21 protein-coding genes and 1 pseudogene are annotated in these 20,055 nt (G+C 42.5%); 17 read left to right on the top strand and 5 right to left on the bottom strand.

Going from position 1 to position 20,055, the window contains the following annotated elements; all coding sequences use genetic code 11:
* Nucleotides 1-43: 43 nt before the first annotated feature.
* From SCJ97_08695 to SCJ97_08685, 3 genes are all read left to right on the top strand, one after another.
* Complete coding sequence (locus SCJ97_08695) at nt 44-1,231, top strand: CoA transferase (GenBank protein ID MDW7740116.1); 1,188 nt, start codon at nt 44-46, stop codon at nt 1,229-1,231.
* 44 nt (nt 1,232-1,275) lie between these two features.
* Entirely contained in the window at nt 1,276-2,190 is a 915-nt protein-coding gene (locus SCJ97_08690; protein MDW7740115.1) for a DUF2877 domain-containing protein, read from the top strand.
* Nucleotides 2,191-2,410: 220 nt separating this feature from the next.
* On the top strand, nt 2,411-3,799 hold the full coding sequence (locus tag SCJ97_08685; GenBank protein MDW7740114.1) for a solute carrier family 23 protein: 1,389 nt from the start codon (nt 2,411-2,413) through the stop codon (nt 3,797-3,799).
* Between the two features lie 72 nt (nt 3,800-3,871).
* Here the strand turns inward: SCJ97_08685 and SCJ97_08680 are convergent, their stop codons facing one another.
* A complete protein-coding gene (locus SCJ97_08680) occupies nt 3,872-4,114 on the bottom strand; it encodes a hypothetical protein (GenBank protein MDW7740113.1) in 243 nt (80 codons plus the stop codon).
* Between the two features lie 41 nt (nt 4,115-4,155).
* On the opposite strand from SCJ97_08680, the gene SCJ97_08675 reads away from it, so the two are divergent.
* Nucleotides 4,156-4,287 carry a hypothetical protein gene (locus SCJ97_08675; protein MDW7740112.1) on the top strand — a complete coding sequence of 44 codons (132 nt, stop codon included), beginning with the start codon at nt 4,156-4,158 and terminating at the stop codon, nt 4,285-4,287.
* Between the two features lie 48 nt (nt 4,288-4,335).
* Here the strand turns inward: SCJ97_08675 and SCJ97_08670 are convergent, their stop codons facing one another.
* A complete protein-coding gene (locus tag SCJ97_08670; protein ID MDW7740111.1) occupies nt 4,336-4,506 on the bottom strand; it encodes a hypothetical protein in 171 nt (56 codons plus the stop codon).
* A 91-nt stretch (nt 4,507-4,597) separates the two neighbouring features.
* Complete coding sequence (locus SCJ97_08665) at nt 4,598-4,846, bottom strand: hypothetical protein (GenBank protein ID MDW7740110.1); 249 nt, start codon at nt 4,844-4,846, stop codon at nt 4,598-4,600.
* A gap of 516 nt (nt 4,847-5,362) precedes the next feature.
* Here SCJ97_08665 and SCJ97_08660 point away from each other — a divergent pair.
* The 3 genes and pseudogenes from SCJ97_08660 (at nt 5,363) to SCJ97_08650 (ending at nt 7,186) form a co-directional block, all read left to right on the top strand.
* On the top strand, nt 5,363-5,506 hold the full coding sequence (locus SCJ97_08660) for a DUF3096 domain-containing protein (GenBank protein MDW7740109.1): 144 nt from the start codon (nt 5,363-5,365) through the stop codon (nt 5,504-5,506).
* 64 nt (nt 5,507-5,570) lie between these two features.
* Nucleotides 5,571-6,938: pseudogene (locus SCJ97_08655) on the top strand (DUF2254 family protein).
* Between the two features lie 47 nt (nt 6,939-6,985).
* Nucleotides 6,986-7,186 carry a CsbD family protein gene (locus tag SCJ97_08650; protein MDW7740108.1) on the top strand — a complete coding sequence of 67 codons (201 nt, stop codon included), beginning with the start codon at nt 6,986-6,988 and terminating at the stop codon, nt 7,184-7,186.
* A gap of 156 nt (nt 7,187-7,342) precedes the next feature.
* On the opposite strand, the gene SCJ97_08645 is transcribed toward SCJ97_08650, so the two are convergent.
* Complete coding sequence (locus tag SCJ97_08645; GenBank protein MDW7740107.1) at nt 7,343-9,031, bottom strand: PucR family transcriptional regulator ligand-binding domain-containing protein; 1,689 nt, start codon at nt 9,029-9,031, stop codon at nt 7,343-7,345.
* Nucleotides 9,032-9,299: 268 nt separating this feature from the next.
* Between SCJ97_08645 and fdrA the strand changes: the two genes are divergently transcribed.
* The 10 genes from fdrA (at nt 9,300) to SCJ97_08595 (ending at nt 18,862) form a co-directional block, all read left to right on the top strand.
* On the top strand, nt 9,300-10,856 hold the full coding sequence (fdrA, locus tag SCJ97_08640) for an acyl-CoA synthetase FdrA (GenBank protein MDW7740106.1): 1,557 nt from the start codon (nt 9,300-9,302) through the stop codon (nt 10,854-10,856).
* A gap of 55 nt (nt 10,857-10,911) precedes the next feature.
* The gene (locus tag SCJ97_08635) at nt 10,912-11,073 is read left to right on the top strand and encodes a fdrA domain protein (GenBank protein MDW7740105.1); all 162 of its coding nucleotides are present in this window, start codon (nt 10,912-10,914) and stop codon (nt 11,071-11,073) included.
* Nucleotides 11,074-11,092: 19 nt separating this feature from the next.
* Nucleotides 11,093-12,394 (top strand): DUF1116 domain-containing protein, encoded by a 1,302-nt coding sequence (locus SCJ97_08630; protein ID MDW7740104.1) that lies wholly within the window; start codon nt 11,093-11,095, stop codon nt 12,392-12,394.
* A 50-nt stretch (nt 12,395-12,444) separates the two neighbouring features.
* A complete protein-coding gene (locus tag SCJ97_08625) occupies nt 12,445-13,275 on the top strand; it encodes a xanthine dehydrogenase family protein subunit M (GenBank protein ID MDW7740103.1) in 831 nt (276 codons plus the stop codon).
* Between the two features lie 2 nt (nt 13,276-13,277).
* Nucleotides 13,278-13,745: a (2Fe-2S)-binding protein gene (locus SCJ97_08620; GenBank protein MDW7740102.1), complete on the top strand. Its 468-nt coding sequence runs from the start codon at nt 13,278-13,280 to the stop codon at nt 13,743-13,745.
* Nucleotides 13,746-13,766: 21 nt separating this feature from the next.
* Nucleotides 13,767-16,064 (top strand): xanthine dehydrogenase family protein molybdopterin-binding subunit, encoded by a 2,298-nt coding sequence (locus SCJ97_08615; GenBank protein ID MDW7740101.1) that lies wholly within the window; start codon nt 13,767-13,769, stop codon nt 16,062-16,064.
* A 70-nt stretch (nt 16,065-16,134) separates the two neighbouring features.
* Complete coding sequence (yqeB, locus tag SCJ97_08610; GenBank protein ID MDW7740100.1) at nt 16,135-16,935, top strand: selenium-dependent molybdenum cofactor biosynthesis protein YqeB; 801 nt, start codon at nt 16,135-16,137, stop codon at nt 16,933-16,935.
* Nucleotides 16,936-16,994: 59 nt separating this feature from the next.
* The gene (locus SCJ97_08605; protein MDW7740099.1) at nt 16,995-17,255 is read left to right on the top strand and encodes a hypothetical protein; all 261 of its coding nucleotides are present in this window, start codon (nt 16,995-16,997) and stop codon (nt 17,253-17,255) included.
* 31 nt (nt 17,256-17,286) lie between these two features.
* Nucleotides 17,287-18,660: a selenium cofactor biosynthesis protein YqeC gene (yqeC, locus tag SCJ97_08600; protein ID MDW7740098.1), complete on the top strand. Its 1,374-nt coding sequence runs from the start codon at nt 17,287-17,289 to the stop codon at nt 18,658-18,660.
* Between the two features lie 34 nt (nt 18,661-18,694).
* Nucleotides 18,695-18,862, top strand: a complete 168-nt coding sequence (locus SCJ97_08595) for a tautomerase family protein (GenBank protein MDW7740097.1) — start codon at nt 18,695-18,697, stop codon at nt 18,860-18,862.
* 66 nt (nt 18,863-18,928) lie between these two features.
* Here SCJ97_08595 and SCJ97_08590 read toward each other — a convergent pair whose 3' ends face one another.
* The gene (locus SCJ97_08590) at nt 18,929-19,762 is read right to left on the bottom strand and encodes a chorismate mutase (protein MDW7740096.1); all 834 of its coding nucleotides are present in this window, start codon (nt 19,760-19,762) and stop codon (nt 18,929-18,931) included.
* Between the last annotated feature and the right edge of the window lie 293 nt (nt 19,763-20,055).

Genomic DNA, 20,055 nt, shown 5'->3' with positions numbered 1-20,055 from the left:
AATCTGTCGAATGGTTCTGCTCAGTAAAGGAGGTATAGCAGAAATGCAGAAACCGCTGGAAGGAATTAAAGTTGTAGATTTAAGCCGCTTTATTGCCGGACCTTACTGCACCATGAAACTCGGTGATATGGGTGCTGACGTGATCAAAGTTGAAACTCCGGGTAAGGGTGATGATTCAAGAGCCCTGGGACCTCCATTTCTTGATGGCGAATCAGCTTATTACCTCTCGTTCAACCGCAATAAAAAAAGTATCACTCTGAATCTGCGGGAGAAGGAAGCCCGCGATATCCTTTTAAATCTTATCAGGGATGCTGATATCCTGGTTGAAAACTTTCGGATCGGCGTAACTGAAGAGATGGGCTTTACATATGAAGATGTGAAGAAGTTAAAAGAAGATATTATATACTGTTCGATTACCGGTTACGGACATAACAGTCCTTACCGGGAAAAGCCGAGTTTTGATGTCATGATCCAGGGTGAGGCCGGTTTGATGAGCATTACCGGTTTTCCTGACGGACCACCGCAGCGCGTTGGAGTGGCTATTGCTGACATCCTCGGAGGTTTCCATGCAGTCGAAGGCATACTTCTGTCCCTCCTGGTCCACCGGAAAACAGGAAAAGGCCAGTTTATTGATGTATCGCTGATGGATTCGATTATTGCAATATTAACCTATCAGGCAGGCAATTTTTTAGCTACCGGGCAGGCTCCACAAAGAGTTGGCAACCGCCATCCAATGATTACACCTTATGAGAATTTCGAAACAAAAGACGGATATGTAATTTTTGCCGTGGGTAACCAGAGATTATGGGAAAGCTTTGTTAAAGTTCTCAACCGTACGGATCTGAATGGTGATCCCCGATTTTCTGATATGAAAGGACGCAACCAGCATCCAGCTGAATTAAAAGAGATTCTGGAAGAGATTACCCGGCAGAAAACAACAGAAGAATGGGTAAATATAATGGAACAAGCCGGCGTTCCCTGTGGTAGAATTCGTACGATCGATCAGGTTTTGACCGATCCACATGTTGAAGTTCGTGAGATGGTAATTGAAAAAGAACATCCGACAGCAGGAATGATAAAACTAACCGGTGTGCCGACGAAGCTATCCCTGACACCGGGCGAAGTATACCTTGCTCCGCCCACATTGGGTCAGCATACCAGAGAGATCCTCGCAGGTATGGGTTATTCGGAAGGTGAAATAACCGGTTTAAAGGAGAGAGGAATTATTTAAGGCTGACAGGCAGCGTTTCTTACAGAGAAAGGTATCGCTATCCGATGAATAATTTAAATTTAGATGAATTTATTGAACTAAACTCAGAATGGTTTGATATTGATCTTTGTTACGTTAACAGAAATTACGTATTGGAGCTGCACTCTTACTTTAAACATGCAATTAACTTTAAGGTCGAAGAATGGCCAATTATGTTAGTGGTTACCGATATGGAAACCGGCAGGGGACCGTCTGCAATAGGCCTTAAAAATCAGGATTTTGCGCGGTTTCTGCGCATAATAAAATTAAGTGAAAGGATTTATTTAAAGGAACGACAGCTTTTCATTACCGGTGGAAATAACATACTTCAACTTAACTGGCGTGAAGGAAACCCGGTTTCTTTCGCGCCGGTTTATAAAAATACGCCTCTTAGAACTCTTTTACGTTCTTCAAATTTATATGCAGAAATGCTGAAGCGGATTGAAATACCGAGTCCGGCGGCGGTACTTCTGGATTATCCCGGAGGGGAGATTTATTTCAGAAGAATAATTGCTGATAATTTTCGGTTGGTAATTTTAAATATTATTGAAGGAAATTGGACTGGCAGCGTTGAATACATCCGAAATCTTTCAGGTTTAGGCAGGGGTTTAACTCCTACAGGTGACGATCTGATTCACAGTGCATTTATCTGTGCTCACTATTTTATAAAAGATTTCAGCATGAAAGATATACCGGAGAATTTTATATCTAATATCAATCTTAAAACAAATGAATTCGGCCGGCATATGATTGAACTTGGCCGAAGTGGTAAATCGCCGGAGGTTGCTATTAAATATATTATTTCGCTTGCAGATGGCAGTGTATCAGAAATATATTTAAATAATCTGCTTGCCGTGGGTTCTACAACCGGATTTGACCTTGCGCTGGGCATTATATATTTTATCCGGATCTTAAGTTCGGTAAAAAAGTTAGAGATATAGAACAAAGATCCAGGGATAAAATTATTTAATTCCACTAAAGGAATTTTAAAAAAGACATTGAATTTATTTAATTAAATAAAAAATATATTATTTCAAAAAGCGCTACTGCTTAGTCAGAATTATCTATAGCGAGTTTTTAATTTTGTTTATTTAAAGGAGGTGATGAGGAGAAGGTAGGCTGGATTTATAAGCATAATTATTTTAAAGGAGGATTATATGAATGAGCGAAGGTAGAAAAATGGTCTACACACTGGACGAAGTACCAAAGCCCTTTACAAAATCAATAGGTTTAGGTATTCAACACGTGTTGACCATGTTTGGCGCCACAGTTTCTGTACCTCTGATTATTGCGCCGGCTCTCGGTGCATCACCAGAGCAGATTGCTGTCCTTGTAGCTTCTGTAATGCTTGCATCAGGTATAGCAACATTTTTCCAGGTTAACTACGGTACTCGTCTGCCGATTATTCAGGGTGTCTCGTTCTCATTTTTAGGACCGTTTTTTGCAATTATAGGCCTGACAGTCGCCGCTGGAACAGAGGTTTCATTGCAATATATTGCCGGAGCTATTTTACTTGGCGCAATCGTTGAAATGGTTGTCGGTTTTACCGGTCTGATCGGGAAATTGCAAAGATTTGTCAGCCCGGTAGTAATCGGTCCGGTAATTGCTATGATCGGTTTGGCTCTCTACCAGGCCGGTGCCCCAATGGCTGGTGGCAACTGGTGGTTGGCCATTACAGTGATAGTTGCGGCTTTTGTCTTTTCGCTAATCCTCGGTCCGAAGAAGCCGTTTTTCGCTCTCTTCCCAATTCTTTTAGCGATTATTGCTGCTTATCTTTTGGCACTGATTATGGGCGAGGTAAGTTTTGACGCAGTGAGAAATGCACCTTGGATCCGCCTTCCCTGGGGTCCGGGAGGCTGGATTTTACCCTGGGGTATGCCGAAATTTGAATTCGGTTTTGTGCTGATCGTACTTGCCGGCTACCTGGCCTCAATGATCGAATCCTATGGTGATTACCATGCGATAAATGCAGCTGCAGAAGGGCCTCCGCTTACCGATAAGCAGATCAGCCGCGGTATCGGAATGGAAGGCTTAGGCTGCTTTGTCGGCGCTCTATTTGGCGGATTGGCCAGTACCAGCTATACCGAAAATATTGGACTGGTTGGATTGACAAAAGTTGCCAGCCGCTATGTTGTAAATGTCGGTGTTGTTATACTGATTCTCATGGGGATCATCGGCAAGTTCGGCGGTCTGGTGGCTACCATTCCGCTTCCAATAGTTGGCGGTCTTTACTGTGCATTGTTTGGCCTGATCGCCTCAATTGGAATCAGCAACTCGGCCAAGTCGGACCTTAGTTCGATGCGAAACCAGATGATCATGGGATTTATTCTCTTCATGGGACTCAGCCTTCCATACTACTTCCAGACTGCCGGCGTCTCTTTCGAACCGCAGTGGCTGTCCAATATCGTTGTATCCATCGGATCGACGGGTATGGCTGTAACTGCAATCTTAGGTTTAATTCTTGATAACATTATTCCAGGGACTGATGAAGAAAGAGGGCTGCATATGTTTGGTGAGAAGAAGGAATCAATAAATCAGGACTATAATTAACCAGACTTGACGGGCGGGGGCGGGTAATTTTACCCGCCCCCGTCTTTGTAGTAGCTTATGTAATTATTGCTGTTAATAAAGTGATATCTCCCAACCGTGGCAGCCTGACTGTATGACCACTGTTTTTTCTTGGAGAACCGGATTAAACAGCCGATTATGGGTGTGCCCGCTCAGGCAGACATCTATACCCTGCACTTCCGATAAAAGCTTCATATCCTGAGAAAATCCAAGATGCGAGACGAGAACGATCAGGTCTACCTTCTCCTTGGTGCGAAGATCATTGATAATGGATGGAAGGGAGTTCTTTTCGCCCAAGGGTGAACTTCAGACCTTCGCTGAAGGAAGGCGGCATGGTTTTGTCTATAATGTTGGAGGCAATACCCACAATACCAATCCGCAACCCGCCGATCTCCTTAAAACTATACTACCTGACCACATTGCCAGAACATCTCCTGGTGCAGATCAAAATAAGCATGGCTGTCGTTTAGTTGAATGATTGTGAGTATATTCCTGTTTTGTTTCATGAAAAAAAACCTCTATCCAGGTTTTTTCATTAGCGATTGAAAAAACGTAACATATAAATCCCGGATCAGATTGGCCATGTCCCAGTCGCCATGGATCTTCCTGTTGTCTACAGGATTTCTTGCATTAGCTAATACCGGGTCGAGCATAAAGCTGCCCGGTGCGCAAACGCCTATTTGGTTCAAATTTGTGCAAATATCTTTTACGGCAAAGTTCTGCGAGTTATATGATTATTACTGCGCGCAAGGGCAGAAATCAGCCCATGCTTTTCTGAATCTATTCGCCATCACCTGAACTATCGATCTCAACATTTACGCTCCCGCTGTCTGTGTTGGTTTCCGATTGAGTCCCTCCACCCTGGCCAAACATTGGCAATATATAGGAAGCGAGGAAGTAAAGAATTATTATCGTTATGGCAGCAATAAAGAAATATTTGATAAATACCGCACTTACCAGGCTGGGGTTTTTCCGAGTTTGCGTATGTTGCTCTGTTTTATCAACTGTTTTATAATCATCGTCACTCACATAAATCACGCTCCCACTCTTCAATAACTTAAATTTTGTGCAGTTTTCTTGGTATGAAAGCTTCACTTTTTCTGAAGTAATTATGGGGTCATCATTAGCTACTTGCGAATGATGACCCCATTGTCAAAAAATCCAGTATTATCTCCGATATCGGCTATAACCAAACCCACCAAACAATACTAACAGGACAATCACAATAATTATAATCGTGGTAGTACTCATTTGATCATCTCCCTTTCCTATCTTGGTTAGAAACTATTATAAAAAGTGCTAAGAATTCTATTAGCAAAATTCACACTATTATTGATCTTTACACAGCGACGTGATGATGTAGATTTTGGCTCGCCCAATGAAAAGCGCAGATATTGTATGAATTAACTATAAGATGGGGGTTTTGCTTATAGAATTATGCGCATCCCTGTTGATAATATAAATCACAAGATAAAATTTGATTTCATCTGAATTAGACAGTTTACTTCAGAGAAAATAACTGTCTAGATAAGGAGGTTTGCTCCTATGTTGCCAGAAGGCGGTTTACTAATCGGAATAATCACTGTTATATTTGGGATTATCGTCATGATTTTCCCCAAGATCCTTAACTATATCATCGGTATCTATCTTATCATCATCGGAATCATGGGTATTTCGCAATCTCTGTAATGATAATGTCTATACGAACCGGTGGATTTGCTGTGGGTTGGCAGCCGGGGAAGGAATATATGTCATGAACCGGTTCAGACAACTCTGGTATTATCTTGATGATAGTTTTTGGTTTAAACCTCTGTTAATAGTCTTGAGCAGCATTGCTTTGGCTCTTGCGTTGATTACAACAGATCACTTTGCTGAATCTGACCGCTGGATAGCCCAGTGGCCACGCCTGTTTGGATTTGGGGCTGAAGGTGCACGGGCGATGATGTCTACAATTGCCGGCTCAATGATAACCGTTTTGGGCGTTATGTACTCGATGATTTTAGTAGTGCTGGCTCTGGCTTCGAGCCAATATACCTCGCGTATCCTGCAGAATTTCATTCGCAATAATGTTACCCAGATCGTGCTCGGAATTTTCGCCGGCATATTTACCTATTGCCTAATTGTTTTGAGTGTCATCCATGGAGGGGAAGAAAGTTATTTTGTCCCAAGCCTGTCAGTGTTCTTCGGTTTTATCATGGCGCTTGGAGGTGTTTTCGCCCTAGTCATTTTTATCCACCATGTTGCTATTTCAGTCCAGGCCTCTACAATCATCGCTTCGGCTGCCCGGGAAACCAAGGAAGCCATAAATCATCTGTTTCCATAGCAACTTGGTGAAGGGCCGGATGAAGATAATAACGACCTGATGCAAAACGCTTTCGACGAGTGGATCTGGCAGGCTGTTCCATCTAAGAAAAACGGTTATATCCAGGATGTAAACATTAAAGCGCTGCTAAGCTTAGCACGAGAAAAGGATACCATCGTGCGGATGAATTACGGTGTTGGTAACTTTGTTGTCCGGAATACCGCACTGGCCTCTCTTGCCCTGGATGATCCACCGGATCAAGAAACAATTGACGCCATACAGGAAACTTTCTTTATTGATGACTACCGGACAATAAAAAAGGATGCGGCTTTTGGCATCAGGCAAATTGTGGATATTGCATTAAAAGCACTCTCCCCCGGTGTCGTTGAAACAACAACAGCCGTGATTTGTTTGGACTACCTCACTGTGATCACAGCGCAGCTGATTTCCAGGCAAATTCCATCACTTTACCGCTACGAAGAAGGTGAACTGCGTTTGATTGCCAAAGTGCCGGGTTTTAAAAGTTTGTTGGGTGAATCATTTGATCAAATTCGAAACCATGCCAATGGCGATTTCACTATTATGTTGCGGATGATCGAATCATTTCAAACTCTCGCCAGCTTAGATGTAAGGCAGCACCACCTGAACGCAATTTGCGAACATGTGGAAGCAATTGATGAATTAGCCGAGCGAACAATCGGGTCTGATCGTGAACGGGTGATGGTTAAAGCGCATTTGGCACTTGTATTGGAAACGCTACATAGCAAACCTAATGTGGGTCAATGTGATACAGTCTGTAGGCATTTTTCCTGTCAATGATTAGAACGTATTCTACTACTTAAGTAAACATTTAAGGAGGTAAGGTCGTGAACGAAGATATCTTGAAAGGAAAGTGGAGTGAACTGAAAGGCGAAGCCAAGAAAAAATGGGGGAAGCTAACTGATGATGACCTGATGGTAATTTCAGGGCAGAAGGAAAAACTGGTCGGGGTGCTACAAACAAAATACGGATATGCGAAAGAAAAAGCAGAGGAAGAATACAAGTCTTTTCTTGACAGTCAAAAGTAGTTGTTTAATGGACATCAATTTTTGAAGCGGCGACATAAATCATGGTTTAAAAAATGAGAGCATAATGCCACCGGCTCGCATAAATATTATCATTATAGAATAGAGGCTTCAACATTATCTATAAAACCGGGATGTCGCCGTTTCAGGGTTGATAGTTTATATATTTTCTCTACGAAAAAGTTTTAAGATATTAATGGCTAACTCCAAATTTAAAGCTGAATCGGGATTATCCATACTGACCCCGATTAATTCTTCGATCTTCTTGATCCTGTAAAGAACTGTATTATAATGCGTGAACAGCTTATCCGAAGTATGTTTAAGGTTACGGCTATTCTCGAAATATGCCTCCAGGGTGCGGATAAGGTCTCCTTTTTTTTGTTGATCATATTCAAGAACCGGTTGGAGTAATTCTTCAACAAAACTCTCTAACTCATCACGGCTTTTTTCACTGAGGATTTTATAAAATCCAAGGTTATCAAAGAAGACAACCTGTGAATGATCTGATAACTGCGCTATTTTTAATGCTTCACGAGCTTCAGAGTAGCTGCGTTTAATCTGTTTTACATCATTAAAAGACCTGCCTACACCAATATTAATCTGGGCGTTATCAGTAAGAGTACTGCTAATAAAACCGGCCAGTGATGAAATGGTTTCTCGTAGAAAAATCGATGAGTTTTTATCGGGTAAACTTAGCACCAGTACAACATTATTACCCTTGATTCCGGCAATGTAGTTATCAAAAGCCTGCTGTTTTCTAAATAAGTTTATCGCTTTAAGTAAATCCTCTTTACTGCGTGTAGCATTGATATTAATATAGCTTTCCATATTACCGATATCGGTAGAGCCGGCATCATTAATAATTGCTACAGCTGTTGGGAAATCAAGATCAATATTGAAAACGCGCCCCCGGTTAATTACTTCCTCCCGGTTGGTAAAGTCTGCTGAAAGAAGAATCTCCAGAAAATCGTTATAGTAACTTCTTTCAATCTCAAAAATAGCCTTTTTCTTGGTAAATTCAAGAGCAGCGATAGTTGCTGCCCGTTCGATAATTAATATATCCGGCTCATAAATAGGGTTATTAAGGATAGCGACTATATGGCCATATTGATATTTATCGGCGATGATGGGGATGCGAATAGCCTTGATAGTCAGCGGTTTATCAGTATCTGAAGTATATTCAAGGGAATATTTAACTTCCTTGATATTTCCAAAACGCAGTTTTTCTCGTTTGATTTCCACACTGCGGTCAGAAAAGAAAAGATCAAATTTATACTGATCGGGACACTCGTCGTTAACAATCAACGAACCATCAGTATCTTTGATCGCTACTGGATTAGAGATTAGTTTACCGGTTTCTTTGCAGAGCTCTTCGAGGGGACTTCCATTTAAAGCTAAATCCATCAAATTCTTATGGGCTTGTTCAAGTTTTTGCAGTATTTTATACTGCTGGTTGAAAATCACACCCAGGACAGGAGCAATTATTTCTGAAAACGAAAGATCAAAGGGGACTTCCAAAAGAGGGATATTATACCGGTTGGCGCTGGCAATAATCTGTTCCGGTATTTCTGTCAGGTATCGTTTCGGCTTTATAGCCAGGGCGGCGCTGTTCGTTTCATTCATCCGGGGTATAAGTGATTCCATTAGATCCGGATACTCACGAAAAGAATAACCGGTTGTTAAAAGGAATTCTCCATCAATCAACCAGTCCATTATGTCCGGTACTTCGATTACATTAACCAGTTTAATGATTCGATCGAGCCCGTTATGTCCGCCGACAACTGTTAAACGGTTGATAGTATCGAGTGACAGGGCTTCAGCAACGGTAATTCCGTAATGATTTTGCATATCTGCTACCCCTTCCCGGAGGTCTGCTAAGTAAACAATACCAGTATTTGATCATATTTTCAATAAAATTGTAGTATATCTACAAAGAAGTGACAGCAATTTGGTTGCTTAATCTAAAGGAATAAAATGCATGATGTATAATATTTAGAAATGTACAGGCAAATTATTTCTTTAAGAAATATTCTTATAACGATATAATATAAGAACCAGATGAAATGACGGTACTGATGACGAAAAACATTAATGGTAAAGGTGAGGAGGATGCCGGGTGGTTATTAAGAGTTATATATCTAAAAATACATTTCGCGATTCGGTTTACCTGATGCGTCTATCCAGTACGATCAGAGAATTTGATGGTGTTGATGAAGCGGAAGTAATCATTGGTACAGATCATAATAAAAAGTTCTTGGAATCAGGCGGTTTAATGACAGATGAAATTGCCCGTGATGCGGGAGCAAATGATCTTATAATCGCTGTTAGAGCAGTGGATGAAGAAAAAGCAGAGAAGGCTATCCAGGATGCACTTACAGAGATGAATAAATCAGTCGAAAGAGAAAATCTTCAAAGTGAATTTATACCACGAACATTTGAAACTGCCATAAAGAACCTTCCGGGTGCTAATATTGCTCTGATCTCTATACCGGGCACTTACGTAAAAAGAGAGGCGGATAAAATTCTGGATGCCGGCCTTAACCTGATGATCTTCAGTGACAATGTCACCCTCAAAGAGGAGATCGCCCTGAAACAAAAAGCCCGTGACAAAGGCCTGCTGGTAATGGGCCCCGATTGCGGTACTGCCATTATCAACGGTGTACCCCTGGCTTTTTCGAATGAAGTAAGGCAGGGTAAAATCGGTATAGTTGCTGCTGCCGGCACAGGTTTGCAGGAAGTATCATCCCTGATCAGCAACATGGGAGAAGGGATCAGTCACGGGATCGGCACCGGAGGCAGGGATGTAAAGAAATCGGTAGGTGGCATAACAATGCTTCTTGGACTTGAAATGCTGATTAATGATGACAGCACAGAGGTTATTGTCGTTGTTTCAAAGCCGCCTGATCCTGAAGTCAGTGATAAGGTCCTCACCGAAGCTGGGAAAAGTAAAAAACCGGTTGTTGTCAATTTTCTTGGCGGAGATCAGGAAAAGGTAAAGACAGCAGGGTGTATTCCAGCGGCAACATTAAAAGAAGCCTCCCTGAAAGCAGTGAACATTGTTCGGGGAAAAGATGCTGACACCGGAATAGAGCCGTATAAAACTCCGGAAGAAATAATAAATAAGGAAATTAAAAGTTACAAAAGCGGCCAGAAGCGTCTCCGTGCCCTGTTTTCAGGTGGAACACTGGCTTACGAGGCACTTTTAATTCTCAGTGATTTACCGCAAAAAATGCATACAAATCTTAGTTATAAAGATGCTTTGAAGCTTGAAGACGTATACAAGAGCGTCGGGAATACAATAATTGATTTTGGAGAAGATGAATTTACCCAGGGACGCTTGCATCCAATGATCGATCCGGCCCTTCGAAATAAACGGATTCTTGCCGAAGCCCGCGATCCTGAAACAGCGGTAATCTCGCTTGATATTGTTCTCGGCTACAACGCTCATCATGATCCGGCAGGATCTGCCCTTGAAGCAATCCTTGAAGCAAGAAAGATCGCCGAAAAAGATGGAAGAAAGATTACATTTACAGCCTACGTGTGCGGAACGGAAGATGATCCGCAGAAACGTGGGGATCAGGTTGCCAAGCTAAAAGATGAAGGAGTACATGTATTTGAGAGTAATGCGGATGCCGCTTTCTTTACCCGAGAACTTCTCAAAAAATTAAAGTGATTACTGGAAGCGGTCATTTTCTAGGTGTAAATGAATATGGTCGGGAGGTTTAAATATGAATGATTTGTTAAAAAGCGAAATTAAAATCATCAACATAGGGCTGGAAGGTTTTGCTGAAACATTAAAAGAAAGGGGAGCAAAAGTTATTCATGTTCGCTGGCAGCCGCCGGCAATGGGCAATGAAGATCTACTGAGCTTACTCGATAAATTAAAATAACCCGGGAGGTGTTTATTAAATGAGTAAGATTGATCAGGCGAATCAGGAAGCAGTAAAAAGAATGATGATGTCAAGACCGGTTTGGGTTGATGTGGGGAGAGCCCGGGACGTTATACCGGGTATGAAAGATAATTTATTTCTTCATGCAGGTCCGCCTATCACCTGGGACAGAATGAGTGGCCCCCTGAAAGGTGCGATTATCGGAGGTCTCCTGTACGAGGGAAAGGCAAAAAATGTAGAAGAGGCAGAAAAACTGGCTGCTTCAGGTGAGATTGAATATGCTCCCTGTCACCATTACAATGCTGTAGGCCCGATGGCAGGAGTTACAACTCCGTCACAAATGGTTTTTATCATTGAAGATAAAGAATGGGGCGGTTATACTTATTCCAACATGAATGAAGGATATGGTAAAGTACTGCGTTACGGAGCTTACGATGAGGAAGTATTAAATCGGCTGCACTGGCTTGACGAAGTTTATGCCCCTGTCATCAAAGAGGCTGTCCACCTGTCCAAAGGTCTTGATATAAAATCGATTATTGCCCAGGCTTTGCACATGGGTGACGACGGTCATAACCGTAACCGGGCAACTACTTCGCTCTTTATCCGCAGTATCGCTCCATTTGTTGCCGAAACTCAGTGGGGCAAAAAAATGGAATATGATGCCCCGCGGTTGAACCTGGCAAATGTATCAGAGTATTTTAAGGATAAAAAGGCTTCGGCTGCTGCAGAAGTGCTTGCTTTTATGCATAGCAATGATCTTACCTCGCTGAATGCAATTATGGCGGCCTGCAAGAGTATGGCTCTGGCTGCACATGGTGTTGAACACTCGACCGTTGTAACAACCCTGGCCCGTAACGGTACTGATTTCGGAATAAGGGTGAGCAGTACAGGCGATAAATGGTTTACAGCGCCGGCAAACGTTCCCGACGGTCTCTATTTCTCTGGATTTAACGCATCTGACGCAAACCGGGATATCGGTGACAGTGTTATAACTGAAACGGTCGGTATCGGTGGATTTGCCATGGCTGCTGCACCGGCCATTGTCAATTTTATCGGTGGCTCGCCTGCTGATGCCTTTGATGCCACCAATGAAATGTATGAAATTACCGTAGCTGAAAATAATAATTTTAATATACCGGCTATGGATTTTAAAGGTACCCCTACAGGTATTGATGTCCGTAAAGTAGTGGAAAAAAATATTGTTCCGAGAATTAATACCGGTATAGCGCACAAAGAACCGGGCATCGGCCAGGTAGGAGCCGGAATCGTAAAACCACCGATGGAAATGTTTATCGATGCCCTTAAAGAACTCGCAAAATAAAATGAGTGTGGACTTGAAACGACCTTAATAATTGGAGGTGAACCGGAAAAATGCTGTCATGCGAGTATGTTAAATGCTCTGATCTGGGCCAGGCTTTTCAACTGCTTGAAACACGGGAAGATGCTTATCTGCTGGCCGGTGGTACCGATCTGATGGTCGGTATTCGGGGCGGTAAATTTGCTGCCAAACTGCTTATCGATATTAAAGAACTGGAAGAATTAAAAATACTGAAGGAAGATGAGCAGGGAATTACCATCGGTGCTGCTGTCACCTTAAATGAGATAGCAACATTCGGCCCTATTCTAAAAAATGTACCAATTTTAGCAGAAGGCGCTCACAGTGTGGGCAGTTATTCGATTAGAAACCGTGCAACCCTGGCCGGCAATATATGCAATGCTTCACCTGCTGCTGATACAGCTGCGCCACTCTACTGCCTGGGAGCAATCGTGAATATTATCGGATCGGGCGGAAAGAGATCTTTACCCGTTGAGGAATTCTTTACGGGTCCGGGTAGAACCGCCTTAGAAAAAGGCGAGTTAATCCAATCGGTCCTGATCCCGAAACCTTACCCCGCCGGAGTGGGAACCTATCAAAAAGCATCGCGAACAGGATCAGTGGATCTGGCAACTGTCGGAGTTGCTGTGCAGAACTGGGGCGATCAGGTTAGAGTGGCCGTGGGAGCAGTTGCTCCTACTCCGATCAGGGCTGTAGCGGTAGAAAAAGCTGTTAATGAAAAGGACATAAAAGACTGGGCAAAAGCTGCCGCTCTGGTTTATGATGAAATATCTCCGATCACCGATCTGAGAGGATCCCGGGATTACCGTTTTCATCTGGCGGAAGTGTTGATCAGACGTGGCCTCGAAAGGACAATGGGGGTGTGAAAATGACAGAAAAAATAACAATCAACTTTACGGTTAACGGTGAAAAAGAAACCCGTGAAGTCTATAGCGATCAAACCCTTCTGAAATTTATCCGGGAAGTTCTTTTTCTTACCGGAACCAAAGAAGGATGTGAAATCGGGGAGTGTGGCGCATGTATTGTCCTGCTCGACGGAAAACCGGTTAACTCATGCCTCATACTGGCTGTTGAACTGGATGGAAAAGATCTGGTCACAATTGAAGGATTATCGAAAAATGGTGAATTGGACCGCGTACAGCAGGCATTTATCGATCATGCAGCGCTGCAGTGTGGCTACTGCACTCCCGGCATGGTTTTATCAGCAAAGGCTCTGCTGGATCGTAATCCAAATCCAACCGATCAGGATATCAATGAAGCTTTAAGTGGAAATTTGTGCCGTTGCGGCGCTTACCAGGAAATTAGGGTGGCCATCAAGGCCTCATCCAATAAATAAGCGGGAAAGGAGGATGGTATAATGGCAGATTTAAATTATGTAGGGACATCTGTCCAGAGAAAAGATGCAATTGAGAAAGTTACCGGGGCTGCCCAGTTTATTGAAGACCGCTACCTGGGGCCTTTGCTTTATGCCAGGATTAAAAAGAGTACTGTTGCCCACGGAAAAATAAAGAAAATTGATGCCTCAAAAGCACTGGAATACCCGGGAGTAAAAGCAGTCCTTACCGGAAAAGAGTTTCCGAACAGAATCGGCCTCTACCTGGTCGATAGGACTTTCCTGGCAGTTGATAAGGTTCGCTACTGGGGTGAACCGGTTGCAGTAGTTGCCGCAGTGACGGAAAAAATAGCCAGGGAAGCAGTGGAGTTAATTGAAGTTGAATATGAAGAGCTTCCCGGTGTATTCGACCCCAGGGAAGGGATCAAGCCGGATGCTCCGATCATTCATGAAGATTTGGGAAGCTACGACATTGTCCCGATTTTCTATCCGAAACCTGGAACCAATATTGCAAACCATTTTAAACTGCGTAAGGGCGATGTAGATAAAGGTTTTGCGGAAGCAGACCTGATCATAGAACGCGATTACCAGGTTCCCCAGATGCAGCACGTCCCTATCGAAACGCATAAAGCTGCTGCACATTGGAGTCCGGATGGCAAACTAACAGTATGGAGCACCGCTCAGTCTCCAAACGTGGTGCGTCAACTGTTATCAAAATCGCTCGATATACCGATGCATAAGATCCGGATCATTTCCAGCTTTATTGGAGGAGGATTCGGCTGTAAGGCTGGTGCATCTCTGGAAGGGCTGGTTATACCACTTGCTCAAAAATTCCCCGGATATGTAGTCAGAATCGTCTACAACCGGGAGGAGGATATGCAGGGCACTTTTACCCGGCAGGCTCTTTATTCACATCTGAAAACAGGTGTCCGGAAGGATGGCAGGATAACTGCCCTGGAATATAAAATGATCTGGGATGGCGGGGCCTACACGGAATATGGTGTCAATATCGTCCGTGCCGCGGGATACAGTTCATCCGGAGCTTATGATATACCCAACGTTAAAACCGATTCATATTGCGTTTACACCAACAATTCAGTAGGCGGTCCGGTCCGTGGTTTCGGTATGTGCGAAATGCAGTGGGGAATTGAAAGACAGATTGAAGCAATCGCAAAGGAATTGAATATGGATCCTCTGGAAGTCCGCCTGATTAATGGTATGAAAGAGGGTTCAACCACTGCAGCCGGCCAGGTCGTAAATCACGTTGCTTACGACAAGTGCCTAAAGGTTGTTGCCGATCAAATCGGCTGGGGAAAAAAGGAAGGAAAATTCAGGGGTAAAGGTATAGCCGGGCTTGTTAAATGCCCTGCTCAACCGAGTAACGCAGCATCATCCGCCATAATTCGCATTAATGAAGATGGAACAGCCCACGTGATGATCGGTGCGACCGAAATGGGTCAGGGTATGCTGACTGTTATGAGCCAGATCGCAGCCGAGGGACTGAACATACCCGTTGAAAACATAGATATCAAGGTACCTGATACAGATTTCACTCCATATGAATGGCAAAGCGTGGGAAGCAGGGTTACATATACCTGTGGAACGGCGATTAAAAGGGCTGCTGAAGATGCCATTGGACAGATATACACTATTGCTTCCGATCTTCTGGAGGTACCGAAAGAAGAACTGACCTTTGATGGTAAAAAAGTAGTCTCGAAAAAAGATCCGAATATTAAAGCAACAATCAGGGAAATCGCCGACAGCTGTAAAAAATGCACCGGCGAAGGGATTGCCGGCCCGATTATCGGCAGAGGCTCATTTGTTCCAACTAATATGACCAACCTTGATCCTGAAACCGGCCAGGGAAATCCGGGGCTCTTTTACTGCTTCGGGGCTACCGCTGCCGAGGTCGAAGTCGACCCTGAAACCGGCGTGGTTACAGTCCTGCAGTTGGCGAGTTCGATCGATGCCGGTAAAGCCGTTAATCCACAGCTTTGCCATGTCCAGCTACACGGTGGAACGATCATGGGATTATCAACTGCACTCTATGAAGAGGTCCGTTTCGATAAAGGAGTTATTCTTAACCGTAATTTTACCGATTACAAGATAGCAACCATCGATAATGTTCCACATATTGAGAGTTTTGTTATTGAAACTCCTGAAGAAAAAGGTCCATATGGTGCAAGAGGGATTGGTGAACAGCCAATGATTGGTGTGGCACCCGCTATAGCTAATGCTGTTTGTGATGCTCTCGGTGTTGATTTTAATACATTCCCATTGACTCCCGAAAGAGTCTGGCAGGCAATAAAAGATAAAAAATAAGTAGTTAAGCTATGAGTCGGGGATGCATTCAAGTGTATCCCCGATTTTCATGTTAAAAGGAGAAATAAAGATGATACCCCGTATGGTTCTGTTCAAAGGTGCCGGTGATCTAGCCACAGGAATTGCTCACAGACTTTGGAATGCAGGGTTTGATCCAGTTATGCTGGAGCTGGCCAAGCCTCTTGCAGTACGACGGACAGTGTCTTTTGCATCGGCAGTATATGAAAAAAGTATTGAGGTTGAATCGGTAACAGCGAAACTATGCCCATCTGTTGAAATGATCGATTCTTATCTAAGCGAAAAATATATACCTGTTTTAGTTGACCCGGAAGCAATAACAATGCAGAAATTAAATCCAACAATTTTGATTGATGCCCGGATGACTAAAGCCAATGATCTGACCAGTAAAAATGATGCAGAACTGGTAATTGCCATTGGCCCCGGATTTACTGCAGGTGTGGACTGTCATGTTGTTATAGAGACAGAACGCGGACACAATCTGGGAAGAGTCATCTATAAGGGTAAGGCTGCAGCTGACACAGGTGAACCGGGGGCAGTGGCTGGATACGCCAAGGAAAGATTGCTGCGCGCCCCAACTGACGGGAAATTCATACCGCTGAAGAAAATAGGTGACAGCGTAATGACAGGTGAGATAATTGCCACTGTTGAGGAAGTGCCGATTCATTCCGCAATGGATGGAATTGTCCGTGGAATGCTTTTCCCTGAGCTGACTGTCTCAAAAGGAATGAAAGTCGGAGATATAGATCCCCGAGGGGAACGGGTCGATTTCAGGACTATATCAGACAAAGCACGGTCTCTTGGCGGTTCAGTCCTGGAAGTTATTTTACATCGTTACTTTTTTATCGGATAAAACTTATGATGCTAATATGATATAGTTGAAGAAGGAAATATAGAAATAAGGTGAAATAGTTGAGTCATATTTTACATGGAGAAGAAACAGAGTATTGTTACTGCCACAACTGTAAACGGATCAGGGCAGATCATGAACTGGAAATGACCGCAGAGGGTTTGCGCTGTAAAGTATGTGGTGGATCGGATTTTGATCAGTCCGGGTGGGTCGTTTGTCCTCACCAGAAGGTGTCAGCCGTAAAGTGCCCCAGGGCTGGGAAAGGAATTATCAGGGATCTACATGGTTATGATTGTCTAGATCGCTGCTTCTTCAGGGTTTGACAGCTTGAAATAATTTAAAAGGAAACCATGGATGGAAATTTTACAACTAATCAAAGCCTTTGATATTCGACCTCCTGCAATCGTTTCTATCTACGGCGCAGGAGGTAAAACGACAATTGCCCATCGTATAGCCCGGGAGCTTAAAACCAGCGGCCATAAAGCTGTTATTACTACAACTACAAAAATGTCCGAACCAATTGGAATTAAACTTTTCCTCTCCGAAAATACAAATAATTTACTAAAAGATCTCAGTCATTACTTTCAAAGTAACAGTATTGCTGCTGTTGGAAAAAGATTACTCAAAAACGGGAAGGTAGACGCTCTTGATCCGGCTTTGATTAATGAACTGAGAGACACGCTTGGTTTAACTGTCGTGGTTGAAGCTGACGGCGCAAGAGGTTTTTCAATAAAGGGCTACGAAGAATATGAACCTGTTTTGCCCGCTTCCACTGATCATGCTCTTGCGGTAATAGGCGCAGATTCACTGGGTTTAACAATTAATGAACTTAATGTTCATAGGGTTAAAAGGTTTATAGAGAGCACAGACACAGATTACAACATGACCATCAGCGAGGAGATTATCAGATTAACTTTCGGCATGATGGTTAATTTAGGCATTAAACAGGTTCCGCAGGCTGATTTTTGCTGTATTCTAAATAAATGCGATCTTTTAAAAGATGAAGCATTTACCCTGAAAAAGATTGTAGATTCACCAGGCCTGGGTAGATGGTCGGTCAAATTGATTGCTGCTGAGGGAATTAATATTAACCCGGCCAAAATCGTGATCGACATCGGTTCAGGAAAGCCTGTAATACAGATTTCTTGCATCCTGCTTGCTGCCGGTTCTTCAACCAGGATGAAAGCTGATAAGCTGAACATGATAATCAAAAGTAAAACAGTTCTTGAACATACTTTGGGCAATCTAGCAAATCTTGATATTAATGAGCTGATTATTGTTACAAGACCCGGTAGTACCAATTTACCGGAGATTCAGGGGCTGACGTATAGAATTGTAGAAAATCACGACCACAGTCAGGGGATTGCAAGCTCGATACAGGAAGGTTTAAAAGCTTTACAGGGAACTCCGCAGGGAGTAATTATTGCCCTGGCTGACCAACCGCTCATCAGTAATGAAATTTACCGGAAACTGATCAATCGTTACCGTAAAAACCTTAAATTAGTTACATACCCGGTTTACGAGGGGCGTAAGGCTAACCCAACAATTCATGACCGGAGAACCTGGCCCGATTTGATGCAATTAAGGGGAGACAACGGTGGCAAGCAGGTCAGCAGCAGACTTCCGGAGAAAGATCTCGACATAGTAGCCACAGATGATCCGGGGGTAAGTATCGATCTGGATAAGCCTGAAGACTTTGAAAGAGTAAGAGCAATCCTGGAGAAATAACAATCATCTAAATTAATAGAAAGGAGCATGGTATATGCCAGTTGTTACAGTCAGCTTAAGAGAAGGAAGGACAGTGGAGCAAAAAAGGGCCCTGGTGCAGGAGGTAACTAAGGCAGTTGTAAGTACGGTTAATTGCCCCGAAGATGCGGTTATGGTCCTGATCCATGATTTGAAATCTGAAGATATCGGTAAAGCAGGTTAACAAACATTTGTTGACATTTATAAATAATAGAAATATTTAATTAAGACTTAGCAATGATGGCATACGTTAATTACTATTTGAGATATGATACTTTGAACCTAGAGAAAGCCTCTCAAAAAAATCATCATCCATACTATATAATTGATTGATAATAGCATTTGTTATTACTTCTAAAGTATCTTCAGAATTAACTATAATATCAGCAGCGCTATGGTATGCCGGAAACCGCTTTCCATATAACTCGGAGATGTATTTTACCGTCATTTTACCATCAAGAACTGGTCTAGAACAATCATTTTTAATTCGATCGTAAACAATGTCAGGACTAGACTTTAAAAATATTATAACACCATTTTTCTTTAAATGTTCTACATTTTCTGGGTTTATAACAGCGCCACCACCGGTAATAATAATGGTGTTCTGTCTTTTACTTAAGATACGTATAGTATTATTTTCAATATTTCTGAAATACTGTTCACCATGGATTTCAAAAATTTTGCTAACAGGCATTCCGCAACTTTCTTCGATAATATCATCACAATCAACAAAACTCATTTCAAGCACTTTTGCTAGTTCATTTCCAACTCTTGTCTTTCCCGATCCCATAAATCCAATTAAAGATATGTTATATGGAAATAATTTTCTCGATTGATAACCTCTACTGATTTTTAATATTTGTTCAATAAATTTCTCTGCTTCTTCACTATAATCAGCATCTTTAATCGCTTTAACAGCTCGTTCAATGATTTCTCTTTCTCTTTCTGGTTTGAGGATCGCTTGTCCACGTTCACGTTTTACTATAAGGATTTCTTTTACAAGATTCAATCGCTTTTGAAATATAGTTAATAATTTTTTATCACACTCATCTATTTCTTGCCTTAGTCTGATTAACTTATCCATCGAACTACCCTCTTTCGAATAGGAAACTAACTTATTTAATTTGCATAACTTACCTTAAAATTGTTTCTAAATAATATATAAACTAACTCAATATGTCAATAGATTGGAAATCTTTATTTGGGAAATGAATTAGATTGTCCTGCCCCCCGAAAACTAGTCCAGATTTTAAGTTAGTTGGAAAAAGGATAAACTAACTTAAAAGGAGCGGCAGAGATGAGCAGGAAGAAGTATTCACCGGAACAAGTTATCATCCATTTACGAGAAGTTGAAGTACTCTACAGCCAGGGGAACAC

It is taken from the genome of Bacillota bacterium (assembly GCA_033549065.1).
Lineage (GTDB): Bacteria > Bacillota > Dethiobacteria > DTU022 > DTU022 > JAWSUE01.
This window is presented reverse-complemented; position numbering and strand designations above follow the sequence as displayed.